This window comes from Mesorhizobium sp. M0938 (genome assembly GCF_040319125.1).
In the GTDB taxonomy this organism is placed as follows: Bacteria; Pseudomonadota; Alphaproteobacteria; order Rhizobiales; family Rhizobiaceae; genus Mesorhizobium; species Mesorhizobium robiniae.
This window is the reverse complement of sequence record NZ_JAMYNS010000039.1, coordinates 1-17,326: the sequence shown is the minus strand read 5'-3', so window position 1 is coordinate 17,326 and position 17,326 is coordinate 1. Positions and strand designations below refer to the sequence as shown.

The 17,326-nt window shown below is 58.1% G+C and carries 13 protein-coding genes and 2 pseudogenes; 6 read left to right on the top strand and 9 right to left on the bottom strand.

Annotated elements, in window-relative coordinates; genetic code table 11:
• The coding region (locus NKH73_RS32145) for a hypothetical protein (RefSeq protein WP_352939452.1) at nt 1–202 on the bottom strand (202 nt) is incomplete at its 3' end.
• A gap of 20 nt (nt 203–222) precedes the next feature.
• On the opposite strand from NKH73_RS32145, the pseudogene NKH73_RS32140 reads away from it, so the two are divergent.
• Nucleotides 223–2,248 (top strand): annotated as a pseudogene (locus NKH73_RS32140) (hydantoinase/oxoprolinase N-terminal domain-containing protein).
• A 137-nt stretch (nt 2,249–2,385) separates the two neighbouring features.
• Here NKH73_RS32140 and NKH73_RS32135 read toward each other — a convergent pair.
• From NKH73_RS32135 to NKH73_RS32100, 8 genes are all read right to left on the bottom strand, one after another.
• A complete protein-coding gene (locus NKH73_RS32135; protein ID WP_352939449.1) occupies nt 2,386–3,441 on the bottom strand; it encodes a GlxA family transcriptional regulator in 1,056 nt (351 codons plus the stop codon).
• 164 nt (nt 3,442–3,605) lie between these two features.
• A complete protein-coding gene (locus tag NKH73_RS32130; RefSeq protein WP_352939447.1) occupies nt 3,606–5,126 on the bottom strand; it encodes a trimethylamine methyltransferase family protein in 1,521 nt (506 codons plus the stop codon).
• A gap of 328 nt (nt 5,127–5,454) precedes the next feature.
• Entirely contained in the window at nt 5,455–6,222 is a 768-nt protein-coding gene (locus NKH73_RS32125) for an SDR family NAD(P)-dependent oxidoreductase (protein ID WP_352939444.1), read from the bottom strand.
• A gap of 134 nt (nt 6,223–6,356) precedes the next feature.
• Nucleotides 6,357–7,409, bottom strand: a complete 1,053-nt coding sequence (locus NKH73_RS32120; RefSeq protein ID WP_352939442.1) for a quaternary amine ABC transporter ATP-binding protein — start codon at nt 7,407–7,409, stop codon at nt 6,357–6,359.
• A gap of 72 nt (nt 7,410–7,481) precedes the next feature.
• Entirely contained in the window at nt 7,482–8,513 is a 1,032-nt protein-coding gene (proX, locus tag NKH73_RS32115; RefSeq protein ID WP_352939440.1) for a glycine betaine/L-proline ABC transporter substrate-binding protein ProX, read from the bottom strand.
• Between the two features lie 18 nt (nt 8,514–8,531).
• On the bottom strand, nt 8,532–9,515 hold the full coding sequence (proW, locus tag NKH73_RS32110) for a glycine betaine/L-proline ABC transporter permease ProW (protein ID WP_352939437.1): 984 nt from the start codon (nt 9,513–9,515) through the stop codon (nt 8,532–8,534).
• 242 nt (nt 9,516–9,757) lie between these two features.
• Nucleotides 9,758–10,768: a LysR substrate-binding domain-containing protein gene (locus tag NKH73_RS32105; protein WP_352939434.1), complete on the bottom strand. Its 1,011-nt coding sequence runs from the start codon at nt 10,766–10,768 to the stop codon at nt 9,758–9,760.
• Between the two features lie 292 nt (nt 10,769–11,060).
• Nucleotides 11,061–11,981, bottom strand: coding sequence for a GlxA family transcriptional regulator (locus NKH73_RS32100; protein ID WP_352939455.1), 921 nt, complete (start codon nt 11,979–11,981; stop codon nt 11,061–11,063).
• A gap of 229 nt (nt 11,982–12,210) precedes the next feature.
• Here NKH73_RS32100 and NKH73_RS32095 point away from each other — a divergent pair, with 229 nt between their 5' ends.
• The 5 genes and pseudogenes from NKH73_RS32095 to NKH73_RS32075 form a co-directional block, all read left to right on the top strand.
• A complete protein-coding gene (locus tag NKH73_RS32095; protein ID WP_352939432.1) occupies nt 12,211–12,915 on the top strand; it encodes a GntR family transcriptional regulator in 705 nt (234 codons plus the stop codon).
• A 38-nt stretch (nt 12,916–12,953) separates the two neighbouring features.
• Nucleotides 12,954–14,441 carry an aldehyde dehydrogenase gene (locus tag NKH73_RS32090; protein WP_352939429.1) on the top strand — a complete coding sequence of 496 codons (1,488 nt, stop codon included), beginning with the start codon at nt 12,954–12,956 and terminating at the stop codon, nt 14,439–14,441.
• 1 nt (nt 14,442) lies between these two features.
• A complete protein-coding gene (locus NKH73_RS32085; RefSeq protein ID WP_352939427.1) occupies nt 14,443–15,333 on the top strand; it encodes a dihydrodipicolinate synthase family protein in 891 nt (296 codons plus the stop codon).
• A complete protein-coding gene (locus NKH73_RS32080) occupies nt 15,330–16,667 on the top strand; it encodes an NAD(P)/FAD-dependent oxidoreductase (RefSeq protein WP_352939425.1) in 1,338 nt (445 codons plus the stop codon). Before NKH73_RS32085 ends, NKH73_RS32080 begins: the two co-directional genes overlap by 4 nt.
• A 127-nt stretch (nt 16,668–16,794) precedes the next feature.
• Nucleotides 16,795–17,241, top strand: a pseudogene (locus tag NKH73_RS32075) (IS630 family transposase); the annotation flags it as partial.
• Nucleotides 17,242–17,326 lie beyond the last annotated feature (85 nt).

Sequence of the window (17,326 nt, the reverse complement as noted above, 5' to 3'; positions counted from 1 at the left end):
TGCCCGCGATCCTGGACGAGGAGTATCGGGCCAAACTGACGAAGGCGCGGGCATAGTGGGACTTCGGCGTCGAACGGGTTGCGAACGAGGCTATCCCCCTGAAGACAAAGGATCCCGCGTTGGGGCGCACGATCTTGTCAATCTTCTCACCCTTGCGGACGGCCAGGGAGTTCTGCATCGGCCAAGAGGTGGAAAAAACCAACAGCAACCGCACGGCCGGAGATGAGCGCCAGGCCCAACAAAAAACCGCTCTTCCTCGGGATCGACACTGGCGGCACCTACACCGATGCCGTGCTGTGGTCGGAAACCGGCAGCCCGAAAGGCAATGTGCTGGCCAAGGCCAAGGCGCTGACGACACGCCATGATCTTGCCGTCGGCATTTCCGGCGCGGTCGATGCGGTGCTGGCGAAGGCCGGCACCGACCCGGCTGCCATAAAGCTTGTTTCGATGTCGACGACGCTCGCCACCAACGCGCTGGTCGAGGGTCAGGGCGGCCGCGTCGCGCTGGTGATGATCGGCTTTTCCGAGACCGATCTTGCACGCGACGGGTTGAAGGCGGCGCTTGGAACCGATCCGGTGGTGTTTTGTCCCGGTGGCCATGATGTCCACGGGAACACTGCCGGGCTCGACCTGTCCGGTCTCAAAGCAACCTTGCCGGAACTTGGCGCATCTGTATCGGGCTTTGCCGTCTGCGCCTATTTTGCCACCCGCAACCCCGCGCATGAACTCGCCGCCCGCGACCTGATCCGCGAAAAGACCGGCCTGCCGGTCACCGCCAGTCATGAGCTGTCGGCAAAACTCGGCGGCCCGCGCCGGGCGCTGACGACGCTGCTCAACGCCAGGCTGATCTCGATGATCGACCGGCTGGTGGCGGCGACTCAAGGGTTTTTGGACGCCCGCAAGATCGTCGCCCCCCTGATGGTGGTGCGTGGCGACGGCGCGCTGGTCTCGGCGGCGTTCGCCCGCCAGCGGCCGATCGAAACGATCCTCTCCGGCCCCGCCGCCAGCTTGGTCGGCGCCCGCCACATGACCGGCCTCGAAGATGCCGTGGTCTCCGATATTGGCGGCACCACCACCGACGTCGCCGTGCTCGACAAGGGCCGGCCGCGGCTTGACCCGGAAGGCGCCACCGTTGGCGGTTTTCGCACCATGGTCGAGGCGGTCGCCATGCGCACCTTCGGCCTCGGCGGCGATTCCGAAGTGGCGCTGGAGGACGGCGCGCTCAATCCGAAAATACTGCTTGGGCCGCGTCGCCTGGTGCCATTGGCGCTGGCCGGCATGGCGCATGGCGACGCCGTCAAATCGGAGCTCGAACGCCAGCTGCGCGCGCCAAACCCCGGACGCATGGATGGCCGCCTGGCGGTGCGCACCGGCGTGCCGGACCGCCTGGCGGCGGGCCTCACCGGCGCAGAAGCAAAACTCTACGAGCTGATCGGTGCCGTGCCGCTCGCCGTGGACAAATTGCTGATGTCCAACGCCCAGAACGCCACGTTGAACCGGCTGGTGTCGCGCGGGCTGGTGCATGTCGCCGGCTTCACCCCGTCGGACGCCGCCCATGTGCTGGGCAAGCAGGCCAATTGGGACCCGGTGGCCGCGCGTCTCGGCGCCGAGCTGTTCGCCCGCAAGCGCGATGGCCGCTGCCAGACCGTCGCGCCAACGCCGGAAGCGATTTCCGAGCGGGTGCTGGTGACGCTGACGCGCTGGTCGACGGAGGTCATTCTCGAAACCGCCTTTGCCGAGGACGGGCTGGATGGCGCGGCGACCGTGGCGCACGCGCTGGTGCAGCGCGCCGTTTTCGCATCCCGGCATCGCCCGCCTCAGCGTCGCGCTCGACCGCCCGGTCATCGGCCTCGGCGCCTCGGCGCCGCTGCATTATGCCGGCCTGGCCGAACTGGTCGGCAATGACTGCGTAGTGCCTGAGGATACCGATGTCGCGAACGCGCTCGGCGCCGTCGTCGGCCAGGTCCGGGTTTCGGCCGAGGCGCGGGTCAGCCAGCCCAAGGAGGGGCTGTTCCGCGTCGCCTCCGGCGAGAGCGTGCGCGATTTCACCGATGAGGCGGCGGCGATCGCGGCGGCTGAGGCCGATGTCGGCGCCATCGTCGCCGGGCGGGCAAAGGATGCCGGCACCGACAGCGCCGAGATCGAAATCGCCACCGAATTCCGTGTCTCCACCGTCGAAGCCCAGCGCATGTTCATCGAAGCGCATGTGGTGGCGGTGGCGTCAGGCAGGCCAAGGATCGCAGTTTAGGCATTGAGGCTACGAACCGCGCAACGCGTGCGGACCTTGGATCCCGGGAGGGTTGCTTTCTCCTGGTCTCGGCCGGTCGGTCTAACTAAACGGTCGACCACCTGGATTGCAACGATCCTTTGATTTTTTTGTATTGTCTAGCCGAGGCCGGGTCCGACCCAAGCCGGCGTCGTCAATCGACACTGCTGAGGTGAGAGGCCGTTAAACGTTCTGAAGCACTTTGCGAAGTGTGAAGGGGACAAGAACCCGCAGGCCATCGCAATATCGATTATGGGCATGCTTGTGCCTTCGATCAGGCGCTTGGCATGATCGACACGGATCCGGAGATAATGGCGTACCGGCGGGATGTGAACGTGTGCTGCAAACAAGCGCTCCAGTTGCCGCCGCGACACGCCCGCTCGTCCTGCAACCTCGGTCATGGTCAGCGGGTATTCCACGTTCTCTTCCATAATCCGCATAGCCATCTGAAGCTTATCGCTCACACCGCCAAAGGCGAGCCCCGTCGGCCCGGTCTGCCGGTTCGAACCAGAGCGCTGACCTTCGACAGTCGCGTAGCGGCAAACCTCCTGTGCTGTATACCCGCCTACATGGCTGGCGATGATATCGACGGCCAGGTCGAACGATGCCAATTCACCCGCGCATGTCGAAAACTGCCCGTCCTTTACGAACAGAGCGTCTCGGATATGCGGCTGCCTAAACACTTCTGTGAAGGCTGCCAGCCGCGACCAGTGGATCGTGCAGCGTGTGCCTTCCAGCAGCCCGGTCTGCGCGAGCAACCATGTGGCTGTTCCAACAGCGGATACCCCAATCCCGTGGCGTGAGATCGTTCGCAAGAAATTGTTGAGCTGTGGCGTCAGGCGCCGTCCCACCGGCTCACCCGCGATAACTGCGACATGCTGCGGCCTCCGGGCCCCTAAACAGGACATCATCTCGTCTATCGTCACGTCAACGGCAACTGAAAGGCCGCTGGCACCCTCAACAGATCGTTCGTCAAGTCCCGCGATCCGCCACCGGAACAGAGCGAGCTTCGATACCGTATTGGCGATGCGAAACGGTTCAATGAAGGCGTGAAGCGCCAGGTGCGAGAATCCTGGCAACACCAGAACCACCAACTCGATTGGCCGGCCCGCCTGTGGAAAATTCTCCGGCGTGGTCACCGACTTGATGGTGCTGATATCGGGGCGTACGTTCATCACGATCCTTCCATGCGCTTCACAAAGGGCTGCTCGGGATGTTCTCGGAACCTAAAAGGCCTTGGCGCGATTTTGGCTGTCGTGGACGTGCGCGCGATGCCAAGCTCGACCCCGAGGGGATAGGGCGTACACAGCCCGACCTCGTTGCTGGAATTACTTGCCGCCTAGAGGACGGCCTCACCGATATCAAGTTCCCGACGTTTCATGAAGTCGAGGAGCTCTTCGTCGACTGCTTCGTCAATCGGCGGTGCTTGATAATCCTGCAGGGCCTGCACAGCTGCATCGCGTCCCCGAGTGTTGGCATCCTTCGCGCCGGCGAATGACCATTGCTCGAAGCTGTCGTGGTTCATCAACTCAGGTGTGAAAAACGCCTTCTCGAAATTCTTCAGTGTATGTTCGGTACCAAGATAGTGACTGCCTGGCTCACTTTGGCGGATCGCATCGAGCGTTTCATCCATCTCGCTCATCACTATGCCTTGCCCAAGCTTATAGAACATCACCATCTGCTCTGCATCGAGCATGAACTTGCTATAGCTCTGGGTCAGAGCTGCTTCGAGATACCCCGTGGACGAAAGAACGAAGTTCGCACCGGCGATAAGGGCGCCGTACATATTGCGGGCCGCCTCATAGCCTGCCTGGGCATCAACGAGCTTTGAGCTTGTGTTGCTTCCACTGCAGCGCCAAGGCAGTTTGTAGTGTCTGGCCAGTTGACCCACCAATATATTCATATGGCAAATCTCGGGTGTTCCTGCCATTGGTGCACCGCTCTTCATTGAAACGGTCGCCAACCATTGCCCATAAATGCAAGGCGCACCTGGCCGGACCAGCTGCGCAAAGGCAACGCCAGCAAGTGCTTCGGCATTAAGCTGCGCGACCGCAGCCACAGTGCTGGCCGGAGTGCTGGCTCCACCAAGAACAAACGGGGCAAAGATCATGGCCTGATTGTTTGCCGAGTAAACCTTGACAGCATCGAGCATAGTCGCGTCCCAAACGAGAGGCGAATTGCAGTTGGCGAGCGACACCATCACGGTGTTGTTCTGCACAAATTCTTCGCCGAAGACAATCTTGGCCATAGCAACCGTGTCTTCTGCCCTCTCACGCGAGGTCACGGCTCCCATAAATGGCTTGTCCGAGTATCGTATCAAACTGTAGTTCATGTGCAGGTGGCGCTTCGGAACGGCTATATCCATCGGCTCGCAAAGAACGCCTCCCGTCATATGCATAGCGGGAGCTTGGTAGGCGAGTTTCGCGAAATTGACGAAATCCTCAATGGTCGCGTTTCGCCGCCTGCCTTCAAGGTCAAGGACATTTGGCGAACCGTATGCTGGGGTAAAAATAGTCTTTCGACCGCCGATTGTGACTGCCCTGGCGGGATTGCGAGCGTGGACCGTTATGTATTCAGGAGCCTTTGCCACCAGTTCCAGCAGCTGGTTCCTGTCGATCCTGACGCGCTGATCGGTTACGTCGGCACCCGCTGCGCGCCAGAGTTCGATGGCCTCGTCGTCACGAAATTCGATGCCAATCTCTTCAAGTATTTGCATCGAAATGTCGTGAAGCCTAAGCAAGTCATCCGGGCTCAGCAAATCCATATAAGGCAGCCCTCGTTCCAGAACAGGCAAAAACGTTAACGTTCTGTCGGAACGCAACTTCTGCCGAGCGTCTCGGCCTCCAGATCTGGCAGACATTTTTTCATTCCTGATTTAAGTGGAGAATATAGGCCAATAGAAACGCCCGAACTAACAAAAAAAAGGAATGTAACTTATGAACTGAGGTTATGACCCCAACGCGAGCCGGCACAGAGCCGGTCCTGAATGGCTAGCAAAGCGAGGACGTGCGGCTCCTGAAGTTGGCTCTCACCGTCCACGACATTTTGCCGCCCATTTCCGTCGCTTTGACACGCCGAATGGCTCCTCAGAACAACATGCTACCCTTGACCTTTCGGAGCCTCTCAAAGTCAGACTGTCGGGGAGGTTAGGCGGGCGGGGGCCACACTAAAAAATAGACCGCCTTAGCTCAATAAACCGCCTTGGCTCCCGCGACTTCAAGTGCGGTCCCCGTGATAAAGCGAGCGGCGTCAGAGCTCAGAAAGTACACCGCATCGGCAATATCTTCCGGTGCACCGAGTCGGCCAAGCGGATTTGACTTGCTGAGCTCGGCAACCGCTGTGTCGGGATCGAACCCGCGATGGACAAAGCCTGAGCGAAGCATGGGTGTGTCTATCTCGCCGGGGCAGACGGCATTGATCCTAATCCCATCCCCTGCATGATCACGGCCGAGACATCTGGAAAACGTCGCTACGGCTGCTTTGCTCGCGCAGTAAGCTGCGTGGGCGGGCCCTGGATAAATACCCCAGGTCGACGAGATATTCACGATGGAACCGCCGCCATGGTCTTTCATGAAGGCCACGGCCCGTCGGCAGGTGTAAAATGTCGCTTTCAGATTAATATCGAAAGTTCGTTCCCAGTCCTCGTCACTTGTTTCTAGGATTGTGCCGCGCGTGATGATGCCGGCATTGTTGACAAGGGCGTCCAGCCGGCCGGTAAGGCTGATGGCCGTATCGATGAGGTCTTCACAATATGCTTTGCTTCTCAGGTCGCCATGTTTGGCTAGCGTAGTTTGGTCAATTCGGTTGAGTTCGTCAGTTGTGGCAATCAAATGCTCCTGGTTTGCGTCACCCGCGACTACTAAATATCCGCTGGCCGCGAACTTTCTGCAGATTGCCTGGCCCATTCCGCCAGCAGCTCCGGTTACGACCACGGTTTTCTTCTCAGAGTTCTCCATTGTTTCGACTAACCAACTCAGGGGTTCTTGTGTTTAGTTCTTTTGATCGTGGCTAAGCGCGCGAAAGCTTATACAATGTAAGCTCCTCTACGACAGTCGATAATAAATCTATCTATCTGCCGCGCTTAATCCAGTTAAAGTCGATCATGCACGCCGCGCAGAAGTAGTGACGCAGTCACGATACCCACATCCACTCCGTTACCATCGACAACCACAAGCGGCATATTTCCATGGCGATGTGACAAGTCGAGCATTTCCTTGATCGAAGCGTCGAGGCTGAGTCGCGGGGCGTCTGGCAGGCCCAAGCGCTCTCCGGCACTCGCAAATTCGGCGAGCGGCAACATTACCGACTCGGCCCTTAGGAGCTTCAATCGGCTGCTCCCTTGGACAAATTTTTCAACATAGGGGTCCTTCGGATTTCCAAGAATGTCATCCGCCGAACCGATTTGAAGCATTTTTCCGTCTTTCATGACACCGATTTGGTGCCCCAGCCGAACTGCCTCATCCAAGTCGTGGGTGATGAAAAGCGTGGTTTTCCCCAACTTCGACGAAAGCTCTTTGAACTGGTCCTGTAATTCGCGTCGAATGAGCGGATCCAGCGCTGAAAACGGCTCATCCATCAACAAAATGGCGGGATCAGCAGCTAGAGCTCGGGCAAGCCCAACTCTCTGCTTCATTCCACCAGAAAGTTGGTCAGGGTACCGATCACCCCAACCAGCAAGTTGGACGAGCTCCAACTTCTCCTCTGCAACCTCATAGCGTTGTCGGACGCTTGCTTTTCGTAGCTCCAGACTCAGTGCGACATTGTCACGGACCGTTCGATGGGGAAGAAGCGCCACATTCTGGAAAACCATCCCCATTGATCGGGCACGGAGCTCCCGCATCTCATTTTCGGACTTCAGATTGATATCCTCGCCGCCAACAATGATCTGGCCGGAGCTGGGTTTGATCAAACGATTCACATGTCGGACCAGCGTTGACTTTCCGCTGCCGGACAGTCCCATGACACAGAAGATCTCACCGGCCTCAACTTTAAAGGAAACACCGGCGACCGCCGCTACGCACCCATGTCTCTCCAGGAGTGCGGCCTTCGAAAGATCATCGCGTTGGACACTCGCAAGGTCGAAATTCGAACTCGTCCCGAAGACCTTCCAAACATCCCTAAATTCTATGGCGTGCGCTTTCAAAAGGTAGCTCCACGGTTGAGAGGTGTCGCCCGGCAGCGTAAAGCTTACCGGGCGAGCATGCTTTCCAGCGTGTTACTTGGCGGCCTTCTTTGCTTCAGCTATCCACGTATTCCACTGGTCGAGGTGGGCCTTCTTCCAGGCCTCGGCATGACCGTGGATGTCCTCGTTGGACTTCTCACCTTTGTGAATAAGCAGATTCTCGTCGTTGATATCTTGAATTGGGACCTCGACTTGCTCGAACCACTTATTGGCAACGGGGTTTTTCTCGAGGAAGGGTGTGTTGGCAATCACGTGCTGAGTGTTCACGGAAAATCCCAGGTTCCCAATACCTGGAACAGTCGTGTTCGCGCCAGCCTGTTCGTCGGGCAACGCCGTGAAAGGAACCGTCAGCCAGACAACATCTTTTCCATGGACCAAAACCCCTTGTAGCCAATTGGGTGTCCAGCTGTAATACAAGGCTGGACTGCCGGACTGAACCCGCTGGATTACGTCGGGAAGCAGAGCAAAATACTCACCCTGCTTGTGCGTGACGGTATCCCGAAGGCCATATGCATCAAGGTTATGTTCAATGATGCGTTCGCATCCCCAGCCTGGATCACAGCCATACAGGTCTGCTTTACCGTCCCCATCCACATCGAACAGCTTGGCAATCTTTGGGTCCTTCAACTGATCGATCGTCTTTATGCCGTACTTGTCAGCTGTGGCCTTGTCGATGGAGTATCCCTGGATTGAGTTCTTTACGAGCGTCCCAACCCGACGAAGCTTGGCATCGCCGCCAGCCTTCTCGGCAAACGCAATATGCAAGGGGTACCAGTGGGGCGTATAGTAATCCGCGTCACCGTTGCCTGCCGCTATATGGGCAAGTGGAACCTGAGTTGCGGCAGGTTCGTTAACTGTATAGCCCAGATCCTCGAGGCCTAGCTTAACGACATAGGCTTCGAATAATTCTTCCGCCTGGCCAAGATATAGGGGCCTGACGGTCACGCCTTTCCCCGGAAGGTCCTCCGCTGCCGCGTATTCAGGAGACATGGCCAAAGTGCCAAGCACCGTGACAGCGGCGGCAACCCCCCAAAAATGCTCTTTTATTCCAAACCGATAGCTCATAGTCGCTCCCATTCTTTGTTAGCTAGAAGTCCGTTGCCGGCCACTTTCCAATCCTCCACGCCCAGCCGGAGAGGCCTGGAAGGTCTTAACGACACCAGTGAAGAGCGCAGCTGGACCCCGCTTGTACCAGGCAATATGGGCGTAGCGTTTGCGCTTAGAAAACGCAGATTGAGTAAGGCGATCTAGAATGATTGCGAGAATGACGATGCCCATTCCGCCAGTCGCAGCCAGCCCGATGTCGAGGCGACCGATGCCGCGCAAAACCATTTGGCCGAGGCCCCCAACCGCGATCATGGAGGCAACAACAACCATTGATAGTGACATCATCAACGTCTGGTTGATACCTGCCACTATGCTCGGAAGAGCCAGCGGCAGCTGAGCCTTGAACAGGATCTGCCTGTTGGTAGCTCCAAAAGCGCGCATAGCCTCGACAACTTCTTCCGAAACCTGCTGAATACCTAGCGTTGTCAGCCTGATAACGGGCGGAAGTGCAAAAACGATCGTGACAATCACGCCAGGCACGTTGCCGATACCAAACAACATGACCACGGGAACAAGATAGACGAATGATGGAATCGTCTGCATTGTGTCGAGGATTGGCCGGCAAATCGCAGCCGCCCTGTCACTTCGAGCAGCAATGACCCCCACGGGAATACCAACAACCGTGCAGAAAAGAACGGCGGTAAAAACGAGAGACAGTGTCGTCATCGTTTCACCCCAAATGCCAAGAAAGCCGATGATCAGCAGCAGACCAGCGACTTGAGCTGCCAGCCGCCACCCGGCGATCTGCCAAGCCACCAATCCGAAGAATAAAATAATAATGGCCGGCGGGATGCCGTTGAGTGCGCTGTCAAATGTCCTCAGGAGCTGGTCAATGGGCCATTTCAAGCTCTGAAACAACGGGCGGTAATGTTCGACAACCCAACCCAACCCACTATCGACCCATTTATCAAACGGTATGTGCCAGCTTTTGAACGGGTCTAAAACGTCTTCGAGCTTCACAAAACTTCCTTTCAGTCAGGACCTAGTGAGCGATAACTACGGAGCTCTGATACGAGCCCGACTGTGTGTCATAGGTCAGCTGCCGTCGCATGCATCACCTGCTACGGAGTTAGACTCTCCGTTTGACGGGGCCTTCAGGACGGCTTGAGGCGCTGTCGCGTCTGATTGGTCCAGGAACGCTAGCGGCGGTGGGGCTACAAAACAACTGGATAAAAAGTCATGTACTGCAGGACTAAATGTTATCAGGCGGATGGCAGGTTTGGATGGCCAGCTAATATCTCGCTATGTGCAACGGGTGCTGCCTTGATGGTTTCCGCAGCCGACGCTGGCGGGACCGGATTGAGTTCTGCGACCTGTATGATCAGCCAATTGCGGAAGATCTGGACGTCGTCCCGCTCGATCACAGCATCCGGAATAACCAAATGATGTTTTCGGCCAGTGAGATAGCTTTCAGCGAGAGGCCGAATCAAGGTGCCCTCTTTGATGTAGTCATGTACCAAATGACGCCAGCCTAGCCCGATGCCATGGCCTCTGATCACCGACTGCATCATCGTTGGGTAGTTATTGAACGTAATGACCCGTTTGAAGTCGGACGAAACTCCGAACTGTCCAAGCCAGTGCACCCAATCGAAGGGTGACCAAGGGTAGGCGGACCAATGCTGATCGTCCATGACCAGGAGCACCTCGTTTACGAGATCCTCCGGAGTGAGAATACGCGGGGAGTGGGCCTGATACGATTTACTGCAAACCGGGAAGACTTCTTCGCCGAAGAGCTCGGTGGCTGTGAAGCCCGGGCGCGCCAGATAACCCATGACCACGGACACATCAAAACCATCCGTCGCCGGCGCCGGGCTGCGTTCGAGGGAAACCAAGTGCAGGTCGACCTCTGGATTGTTCGCAACGAAATCTCCAATCCGATGGCTCATAAATAGCGTTGCGAACGACATCGGCATGCCGACGGTCAACCGTCGCGCTTTTTCCCTTCTTTTCACACTGTCAAAAGCGGCTGCGATATGCTCCAGGCCGAGGCTCGCCGCTTCAAACAACTCCTCGCCGGCGGGAGACAATGAGACCTTCTGGTTGCCGCGGTTGAAAAGCTGGATGTCGAGGTGGTCCTCCAGTGTCAATATATGACGGCTCACGGCCGCCTGAGTGACTGAAAGCTCATTGGCAGCCTTGGTAAAACTCAAGTGCCGCGCGGCAGCTTCAAATGCGCGCAGCGCGCTTAATGGAAGCCGTCGATAATTTGACATCAGTTACCGTTACTCCAGCCCTGAGAAGACGTAAAACTCCTGCGCGTACCCCACCCTAAACATGTGCGCCGGATTTCGCAAAAAATCCGCTTCGCAATGACCGGCGTGCAACGCGCAAAGTGAGCGCGATAAGCTATTCGTCAGACCTATCACCACCGAAAAACCCATCAAAGAAGTTTGTTTACAATATGTCTCTTGAGGCTTGATCCTGCGCCTCTAACTGATTCATCCGAGCTCGGCGATCAGGCGGGTTCAACCGTGTCCGCTCGCGCGAGCTTCTATGCTGTAATACTCATCCTTCGACGCCTTGCGAGGTAAATTCTAACCGCCTCCAGACAGACGGTGGTTGACCATAAGCCCTTCGGAAGACTCTTGCGAAGTGAGAGGCGTTCTCGAAACCGGCCCCAATAGCGACCTCGATCAACGGAGTGTCGACTTTCCTGAGAAGCTGTTTTGCTCTCTCCAGCCGCACTCGCAGGTAGACGAGGGCAGGGGAGCTGTTCACTTCCTTCAAAAACAGCCGTTCGAGTTGTCGCCGGGAAACCCCCAATGCCGCGGCCAGTCTGGAAACCGACAGCGTGTTCTCGATGTTTTGTTCCATCAAGATCAGCGCAGCGCGGAGCCTTGGGTCGTGCGCCTCTATCGTGAGCGGCCGACGTGGTTGTATCCACTCTGCGTTCCGCACCTTGTCGATCTGCAGCACTTCGAGTGCATTCCGCTCGGCCGCGTCCCCAATGTGCCGTCGCACTAGTTCTGCCGCCAAATCGGCTGCGCTGCTGCCACCCGCACACGATCCCCGCGTGGTATCCAAATTATAGATTGTGTCCGCCCGGACATGTAAATCAGGAAATCGCTCCCGGAAGTCGACGTAGTGAAGCCAGCTGACGCAGGTTTCGTGAGCGGCCATAAGACCCGCCTCTGCCAAAATGAACGTTCCCGTGCAAATGCCGATCAATCGCGCCCCTTTGGACGCAGCGTCCCGGAGATATTTCAGGGTTTCGTCGTCGACTGCCTGACCGCCGGCCAGCCGTCCCCCAACGACGACGATGTAGTCAAACTCCCTCGGGTCGACGAACAAAGACGTCGGCGAAACCTGGATTCCGCAGCTCGAGGTGACGAGATGCCGGGTGTGCGACAGCACCTCCCAGTCGGCGTGAATCCGACCCGATCTGTCGGATTCATCGCTGGCAAGTCTAAGGGTATCGATAAACATCGCGAAGGCGGTCAACGTGAAGGAACGTGCCAGGATAAACCCGACCTTCAGGCGAACGGACGGGGCCGTTCTGCGCCGAGGTGATGAATGAAACACAGTTCTGGCTCCGCCCTTTGGTACACCCTGCAAGCTGCTGAAGGCTGCCACCGCATTGCGTCAATGTCGTATACCTATCTTGACTCATGCTATTTGTCTACAATATGTCTATCCACGAAATTAAGGAGCCATAATGATCCTGGATGAACCTGCTGCCTCGACGGACCGAAAGGGCATTCTCGCTGAAACCTTGGTGCACCGTATCCTGACGATGCAGCTTGAGCCGGGGGCGATTCTCGACGAAGTCGCTCTCAGCGAGGAATTCGGCCTGTCCCGTCCGCCGGTCCGCGAACTTATGAGACAGATGGCGGGCGAGGGGTACGTCGACCTTGAGACCAACCGCGCGGCGCGCGTATCCATCATGTCGTACCAGACACTTCGGGATTTCCTGATCGTCGCTCCGATGATCTACGTCGGAACGACGAAGCTCGCAGCTTTCAACCACAAGGCTGGGGACCTCGAAATCCTTAAGCGCACTCAACAGAAGTTCCGGCAGTCCATTGCCGACGGCCACGTAGAGAACAGAGTGATCTTCAATCACCAGTTCCATCTGAACATCGGGAAAATGGCGCACAATCAATACCTGCTTCCCAGTCTCAAAAAGCTTCTCATCGATCATGCCCGGATTGGAAAGATCTTCTATCGCCAAAACGGCGGTACGCGGATCCAGAAGGACCAGGAGACTGCCGCGCGGCAGCACGATCAGATGATCGAGGCCATCGAAGCCCGGGATGCAGAACGGGCGGGCGAACTGGTGCGCGCCCATCTCGAAGTTTTCAGGAGCGACGTGGCGCTCTACGCCGTGCCCAGCGGCATGCAGGGCGAACTCGATGGATAATCATTGTCGGTGTCACTTTGACACGAGGGAGAACAGAAATGCTAAATAAAGTCGACTACAAGACGCAGGCGAAGGCACTGAAGGTGCCAACCAAGATGATCGTGAATGGCCTGCAGACAGCAGCCCTCTCGGGCAAAACCTATGCGACCTTCAATCCGGCTACTGGTAAGGTTCTGGCGCAGCTTCCGGCAGGTTCGGCGGCCGATGTCGACAAGGCCGTCGCTGTCTCCCGGCAAGCGTTTGAAGATGGCCGATGGTCGAAGCTGACCCCGGCGAACCGCAAAAAAGTCCTTCTCAGGCTCGCGTCTATCATCGAGGAAAACGCGCTCGAGCTGGCGCTGATGGAGAGCTTGGATAGCGGCAAGACCATTAGCGACTGCATCAACATCGATGTACCCGAGACCATCAACAGCCTCAGGTGGCATGCCGAAGCCGTCGACAAGATATATGATCAGGTATCGCCTGCGAATGACGCCGCTCTCGGCCTGATCGTGCGCGAGCCGATCGGGGTCGTCGGCATCGTTCTCCCCTGGAACTTCCCTCTTCTAATGCTCGCGTGGAAGATCGGCCCTGCTCTTGCGGCGGGTTGCACGATTGTGGTCAAGCCCGCTGAAGAAACGTCGCTGACCACGTTGCGGGTCGCGGAGCTCGCTCTCGATGCCGGGCTGCCGCCTGGGGTGTTCAATGTCGTGACCGGCGATGGTCCGGACGTCGGCGAACCAATTGGTCGCCATCCCGACATCGACGCGATTTCCTTCACAGGCTCCACTGACACGGGCCGTCGCTTCCTAAAGTACTCCTCCGAGAGCAATTTGAAGGAAGTGGTTCTTGAGATGGGCGGCAAGAACCCTTGCATCGTCATGGACGACGTTCCCGATCTTGACGCCGTGGCCTCCCACATCGGCAACGGCGCGTTCTGGAACATGGGTCAGAACTGCTCGGCCATCTCTCGTGTCCTCGTCCATAAGGACATTAAGGACCGCCTTATTGAAAAACTGAAGGAAGTCGCCAAGACCTGGACCGTGGGCGACCCGCTTGATCCGGGGACCCGTGTCGGCCCGCTTATCTCAGCCACACATTTCGAGAAGGTCAGCAGCTATCTCGAAGGCGAAGGCAAGGTGGTGGCTGGCGGACGGGTATTCAACGGGACCACGATCGAGCCCACGATCATGGAATTCGACCGCCACGACAGCAAGCAAGTGCGGGAAGAAATTTTCGGACCGATTGTTTCTGTGATTGCAGTGAGTTCCCTGGCTGAAGCGGTCTCGCTCGCTAACGAGACCGAATATGGCCTGACGGCCTCCATTTTCACCGCCGACGGCACCCAGGCGCTTCGGGCCGCACGGGCGATCAGAGCGGGGACCGTCACTGTGAACTGCTACGGGGAGGGAGACGCCGCGACCCCGTTCGGCGGTTACAAGCAATCGGGCTTCGGCGGTCGCGACAAGGCCCTCCACGCGCACGATCAATATTGCCAGACGAAGACGCTCTGGATTGACCTGAGCAGCTCAAACGAAGGTTTCTGAAATGTCATCATTTGCTTTCTCCGGTCTCAATCTCGCGATCACCGCTCCGTTCAACTCGAACGGACGTATTGATTTCGATCGCTTCCAGGACCTCATCGAGCGGTATCTGGCCGCGGGCGTCGACGGTTTCGTGTTCAGCTCCGGCACGGGCATGCATGTCTATTTGACGCCCGATGAATCGAGGACGCTCATCGAACGTGGTGCGCGCATTGTCGCCGGACGGGCCAAGGTGATCGCCCAAGCCTCGGCGTTGCTCACGGCCGACGTCGTCGAAAGGACGCAGTTTGCAAAGAATTCGGGTGCGGACGGCGTCATGATCCTTCCTCCCTTCTTCGAAGGTCCGTCGGACGACAACAGCGTCTTCGACTTCTACGCCGAAGTTGCCACGGTCGGATTGTCCATCATTGGATACAATGTGCCCCAGGCGGTCGGTGTACGCATAACGCCGGGCCTGCTACACAGACTTTGCGAACTGCCCGAATTCCGCGCCGTCAAGGACAGCAGCGGAGACTTGGTCGGACAGGTCAGGCTGATCGGCACCGGCTTGGACGTCATCAACGGCGCCGATCCGCTCGTCCCGTTCTCCCTGTTCGCCGGTTGCTCAGGTCTGATCTGGGGCGGAGCGAACATTGCGCCGCGCACATGTGTGGCGATCGTCAAGGCCGCCCGTGAAAAAAGATGGGACGAGGTGCAGTCGCTTTGGCAGCTGCTGGAACCAATTATGTCCCTGCTTTGGGACGGCGACTATGTGCCAAGCGTGTATGCGGCTTCAGAACTCACTGGATATGGCTGCGGTACGGCTAGGAAACCTTTCCGGCCCCTTTCAGCGGACCGAATCACGGCGCTTCGGAACGCCCTGGGCGCACTGGTTGAGCAAGAAGCGGTGCGATGACTAGCAAGACCTTCCGCGCGCGTCGTCTTCCCGTCCATGGCGTGGAATCCGGCTGGTCGGCGTTACTTCCTCCGAGGGTGTCCACGCCGGCACTGGTTCATGGGATCACCGTCGATGTGCTCATCATCGGCGCGGGATTCGCTGGATTGGCAGCCGCCGTCAGATTGGCCGATCTCGACCCGAGCCTGTCTGTCGCCATCATCGATGCCGACGTCGTGGGGAACGGGGCAAGCGGCCGCAACTCCGGGTTCCTCATCGATTTGCCTCATGATATTTCGTCGGGCAATTTCGGGGTGGGCGCTGTCGCCAAGGGCCGTAACGAAATCTTGGTCGCACGGACTGCCATTCAACACTACGCTCGTTTGGCGGAGGAGAATGGCTGGGACAGAGACGTGTTCGATCCTAGCGGCAAATACAGTGTGGCCATGACTGACGCGGGCACGGAGCACCTCGCAGCCTACTCTTCGAAGCTCAAATCATTGGGCGAGCCGAACCAGGTTCTCAGTGCAGCTGAGATCGAGGACGTCACGGGCACAAGGACTTTCAAATCGGGACTCTTCACTCCCGGTGCGGCCATGGTGCAACCGACCGCCCTGGTGAGAGCCATCGCAGATTTGTTTCATGAGCCTGTCCGGCTATTCGAGAGGACGCCTGCCCTGTCTATTGAAAGTTCATCGAGCGGCTGCACTGTAAAAATACCGAAGGGCGAGGTGCGGGCAGGGAAGGTTATCCTTGCGACAAACGGGCACGCAGAGAGCTTCGGTTTTGGTACCGGTGAACTTCTCCACGTCTTCACTTACGCCTCGCTGACCGAGGCGTTTCCCCCCGCCGCACTTCGCGGCATTCGGAAATGGGGAGCGACGCCGGCGGCACCGATGGGCACGACTGTAAGGCGTATCAACGGAACTGACGGCGACCGTCTCCTCATACGTTCGCGCTACACTTACCACCCGAAGATCGAAGTCGGCGCCGGCTCGATGAAGGGTGCGAGCGACCTTCATGACCGCAAGTTCGCGGACCGCTTTCCTGACCACCGTCAGTTGAAAATGCAGTACCGTTGGGCGGGCGCAATGGCGCTCACGTGGAATTCGGTACCGTTGTTTGGCGAAGTGGCGGACAGCGTCTTAGCCGCATGCGCCTGCAACGGCATAGGAGGAACTAAGTCGACCGCCGCCGGCATCGCAATTGCCGAACACTTGCTCGGGCATCAGTCTCAACTCGGCGAAGTATTCAGTGCGTTCGACAAGCCACAAGCCTTACCCCCGCGACCGTTCATCGATGTAGGCGCCCGATTGAACCTCGTGTATCGAGAATGGCGCGCAGGACGCGAATAGGCCGTCTTTTGCGGCTGACTGCAGTTCTGCAACGGCCTCATCATGCCCGAAGTGGCGGCTTCAATCTAGGCCATCTCAATGACGACCAACGCCGCGATCTCCTGGATATCTTGAGGACCGCTACGAGCGAGCTCAACATCCCTCACAAGCCAGGTGCCCGTGGATCTGTAAAGATGAAGCCAGAATTGGCCAGAAGAACGGTGTCGTACGGCAATGGGCGCGCCGTGGCACGCGGCCCAGACAGCCCGCCGACCAGCGCTATCAAAGCGCATACCTGTTCGGAGCCATCTGCCCGGCGCGCGGCAAGGGAGCAGCCCTGGCGTTGCCGTTTGCCGATACCGCGGCCATGCAGCTTCATCTCAACGAGATCAGCCGCCATGTGGCGCGCGGCGCGCACGCCGTGCTGCTACTCGACCGGGCAGGCTGGCACACGACCGCCAAGCTGAAGGTACCGAAAAGCATCACGCCGGTGCTGCTGCCGTCGCGAGCCCCGAAACTCAGCCCGGTCGAGAACGTCTGGCAATATCTGCGCGCCAACTGTAAGCGCGAATTTCCCCGCACCTTTTGCTGTTGAGTGCTCTGATGCATGAGAAGCTATGCGGGGGAGCGGCGAGGTGGCACCATCGTCGTACGATCAACCCGAAGGATAGACTATCATG

Excerpts from the sequence above, each read along its gene's own strand:
- NKH73_RS32085 (WP_352939427.1), top strand. The coding sequence starts at position 14,443 with ATGTCATCATTTGCTTTCTCCGGTCTCAATCTCGCGATCACCGCTCCG.
- proX (WP_352939440.1), bottom strand. The coding sequence starts at position 8,513 with ATGAGCTATCGGTTTGGAATAAAAGAGCATTTTTGGGGGGTTGCCGCC.
- NKH73_RS32130 (WP_352939447.1), bottom strand. The coding sequence starts at position 5,126 with ATGTCTGCCAGATCTGGAGGCCGAGACGCTCGGCAGAAGTTGCGTTCC.
- NKH73_RS32100 (WP_352939455.1), bottom strand. The coding sequence starts at position 11,981 with ATGTTTATCGATACCCTTAGACTTGCCAGCGATGAATCCGACAGATCG.
- NKH73_RS32095 (WP_352939432.1), top strand. The coding sequence starts at position 12,211 with ATGATCCTGGATGAACCTGCTGCCTCGACGGACCGAAAGGGCATTCTC.
- NKH73_RS32105 (WP_352939434.1), bottom strand. The coding sequence starts at position 10,768 with ATGTCAAATTATCGACGGCTTCCATTAAGCGCGCTGCGCGCATTTGAA.
- NKH73_RS32090 (WP_352939429.1), top strand. The coding sequence starts at position 12,954 with ATGCTAAATAAAGTCGACTACAAGACGCAGGCGAAGGCACTGAAGGTG.
- NKH73_RS32135 (WP_352939449.1), bottom strand. The coding sequence starts at position 3,441 with ATGAACGTACGCCCCGATATCAGCACCATCAAGTCGGTGACCACGCCG.
- NKH73_RS32125 (WP_352939444.1), bottom strand. The coding sequence starts at position 6,222 with ATGGAGAACTCTGAGAAGAAAACCGTGGTCGTAACCGGAGCTGCTGGC.
- NKH73_RS32080 (WP_352939425.1), top strand. The coding sequence starts at position 15,330 with ATGACTAGCAAGACCTTCCGCGCGCGTCGTCTTCCCGTCCATGGCGTG.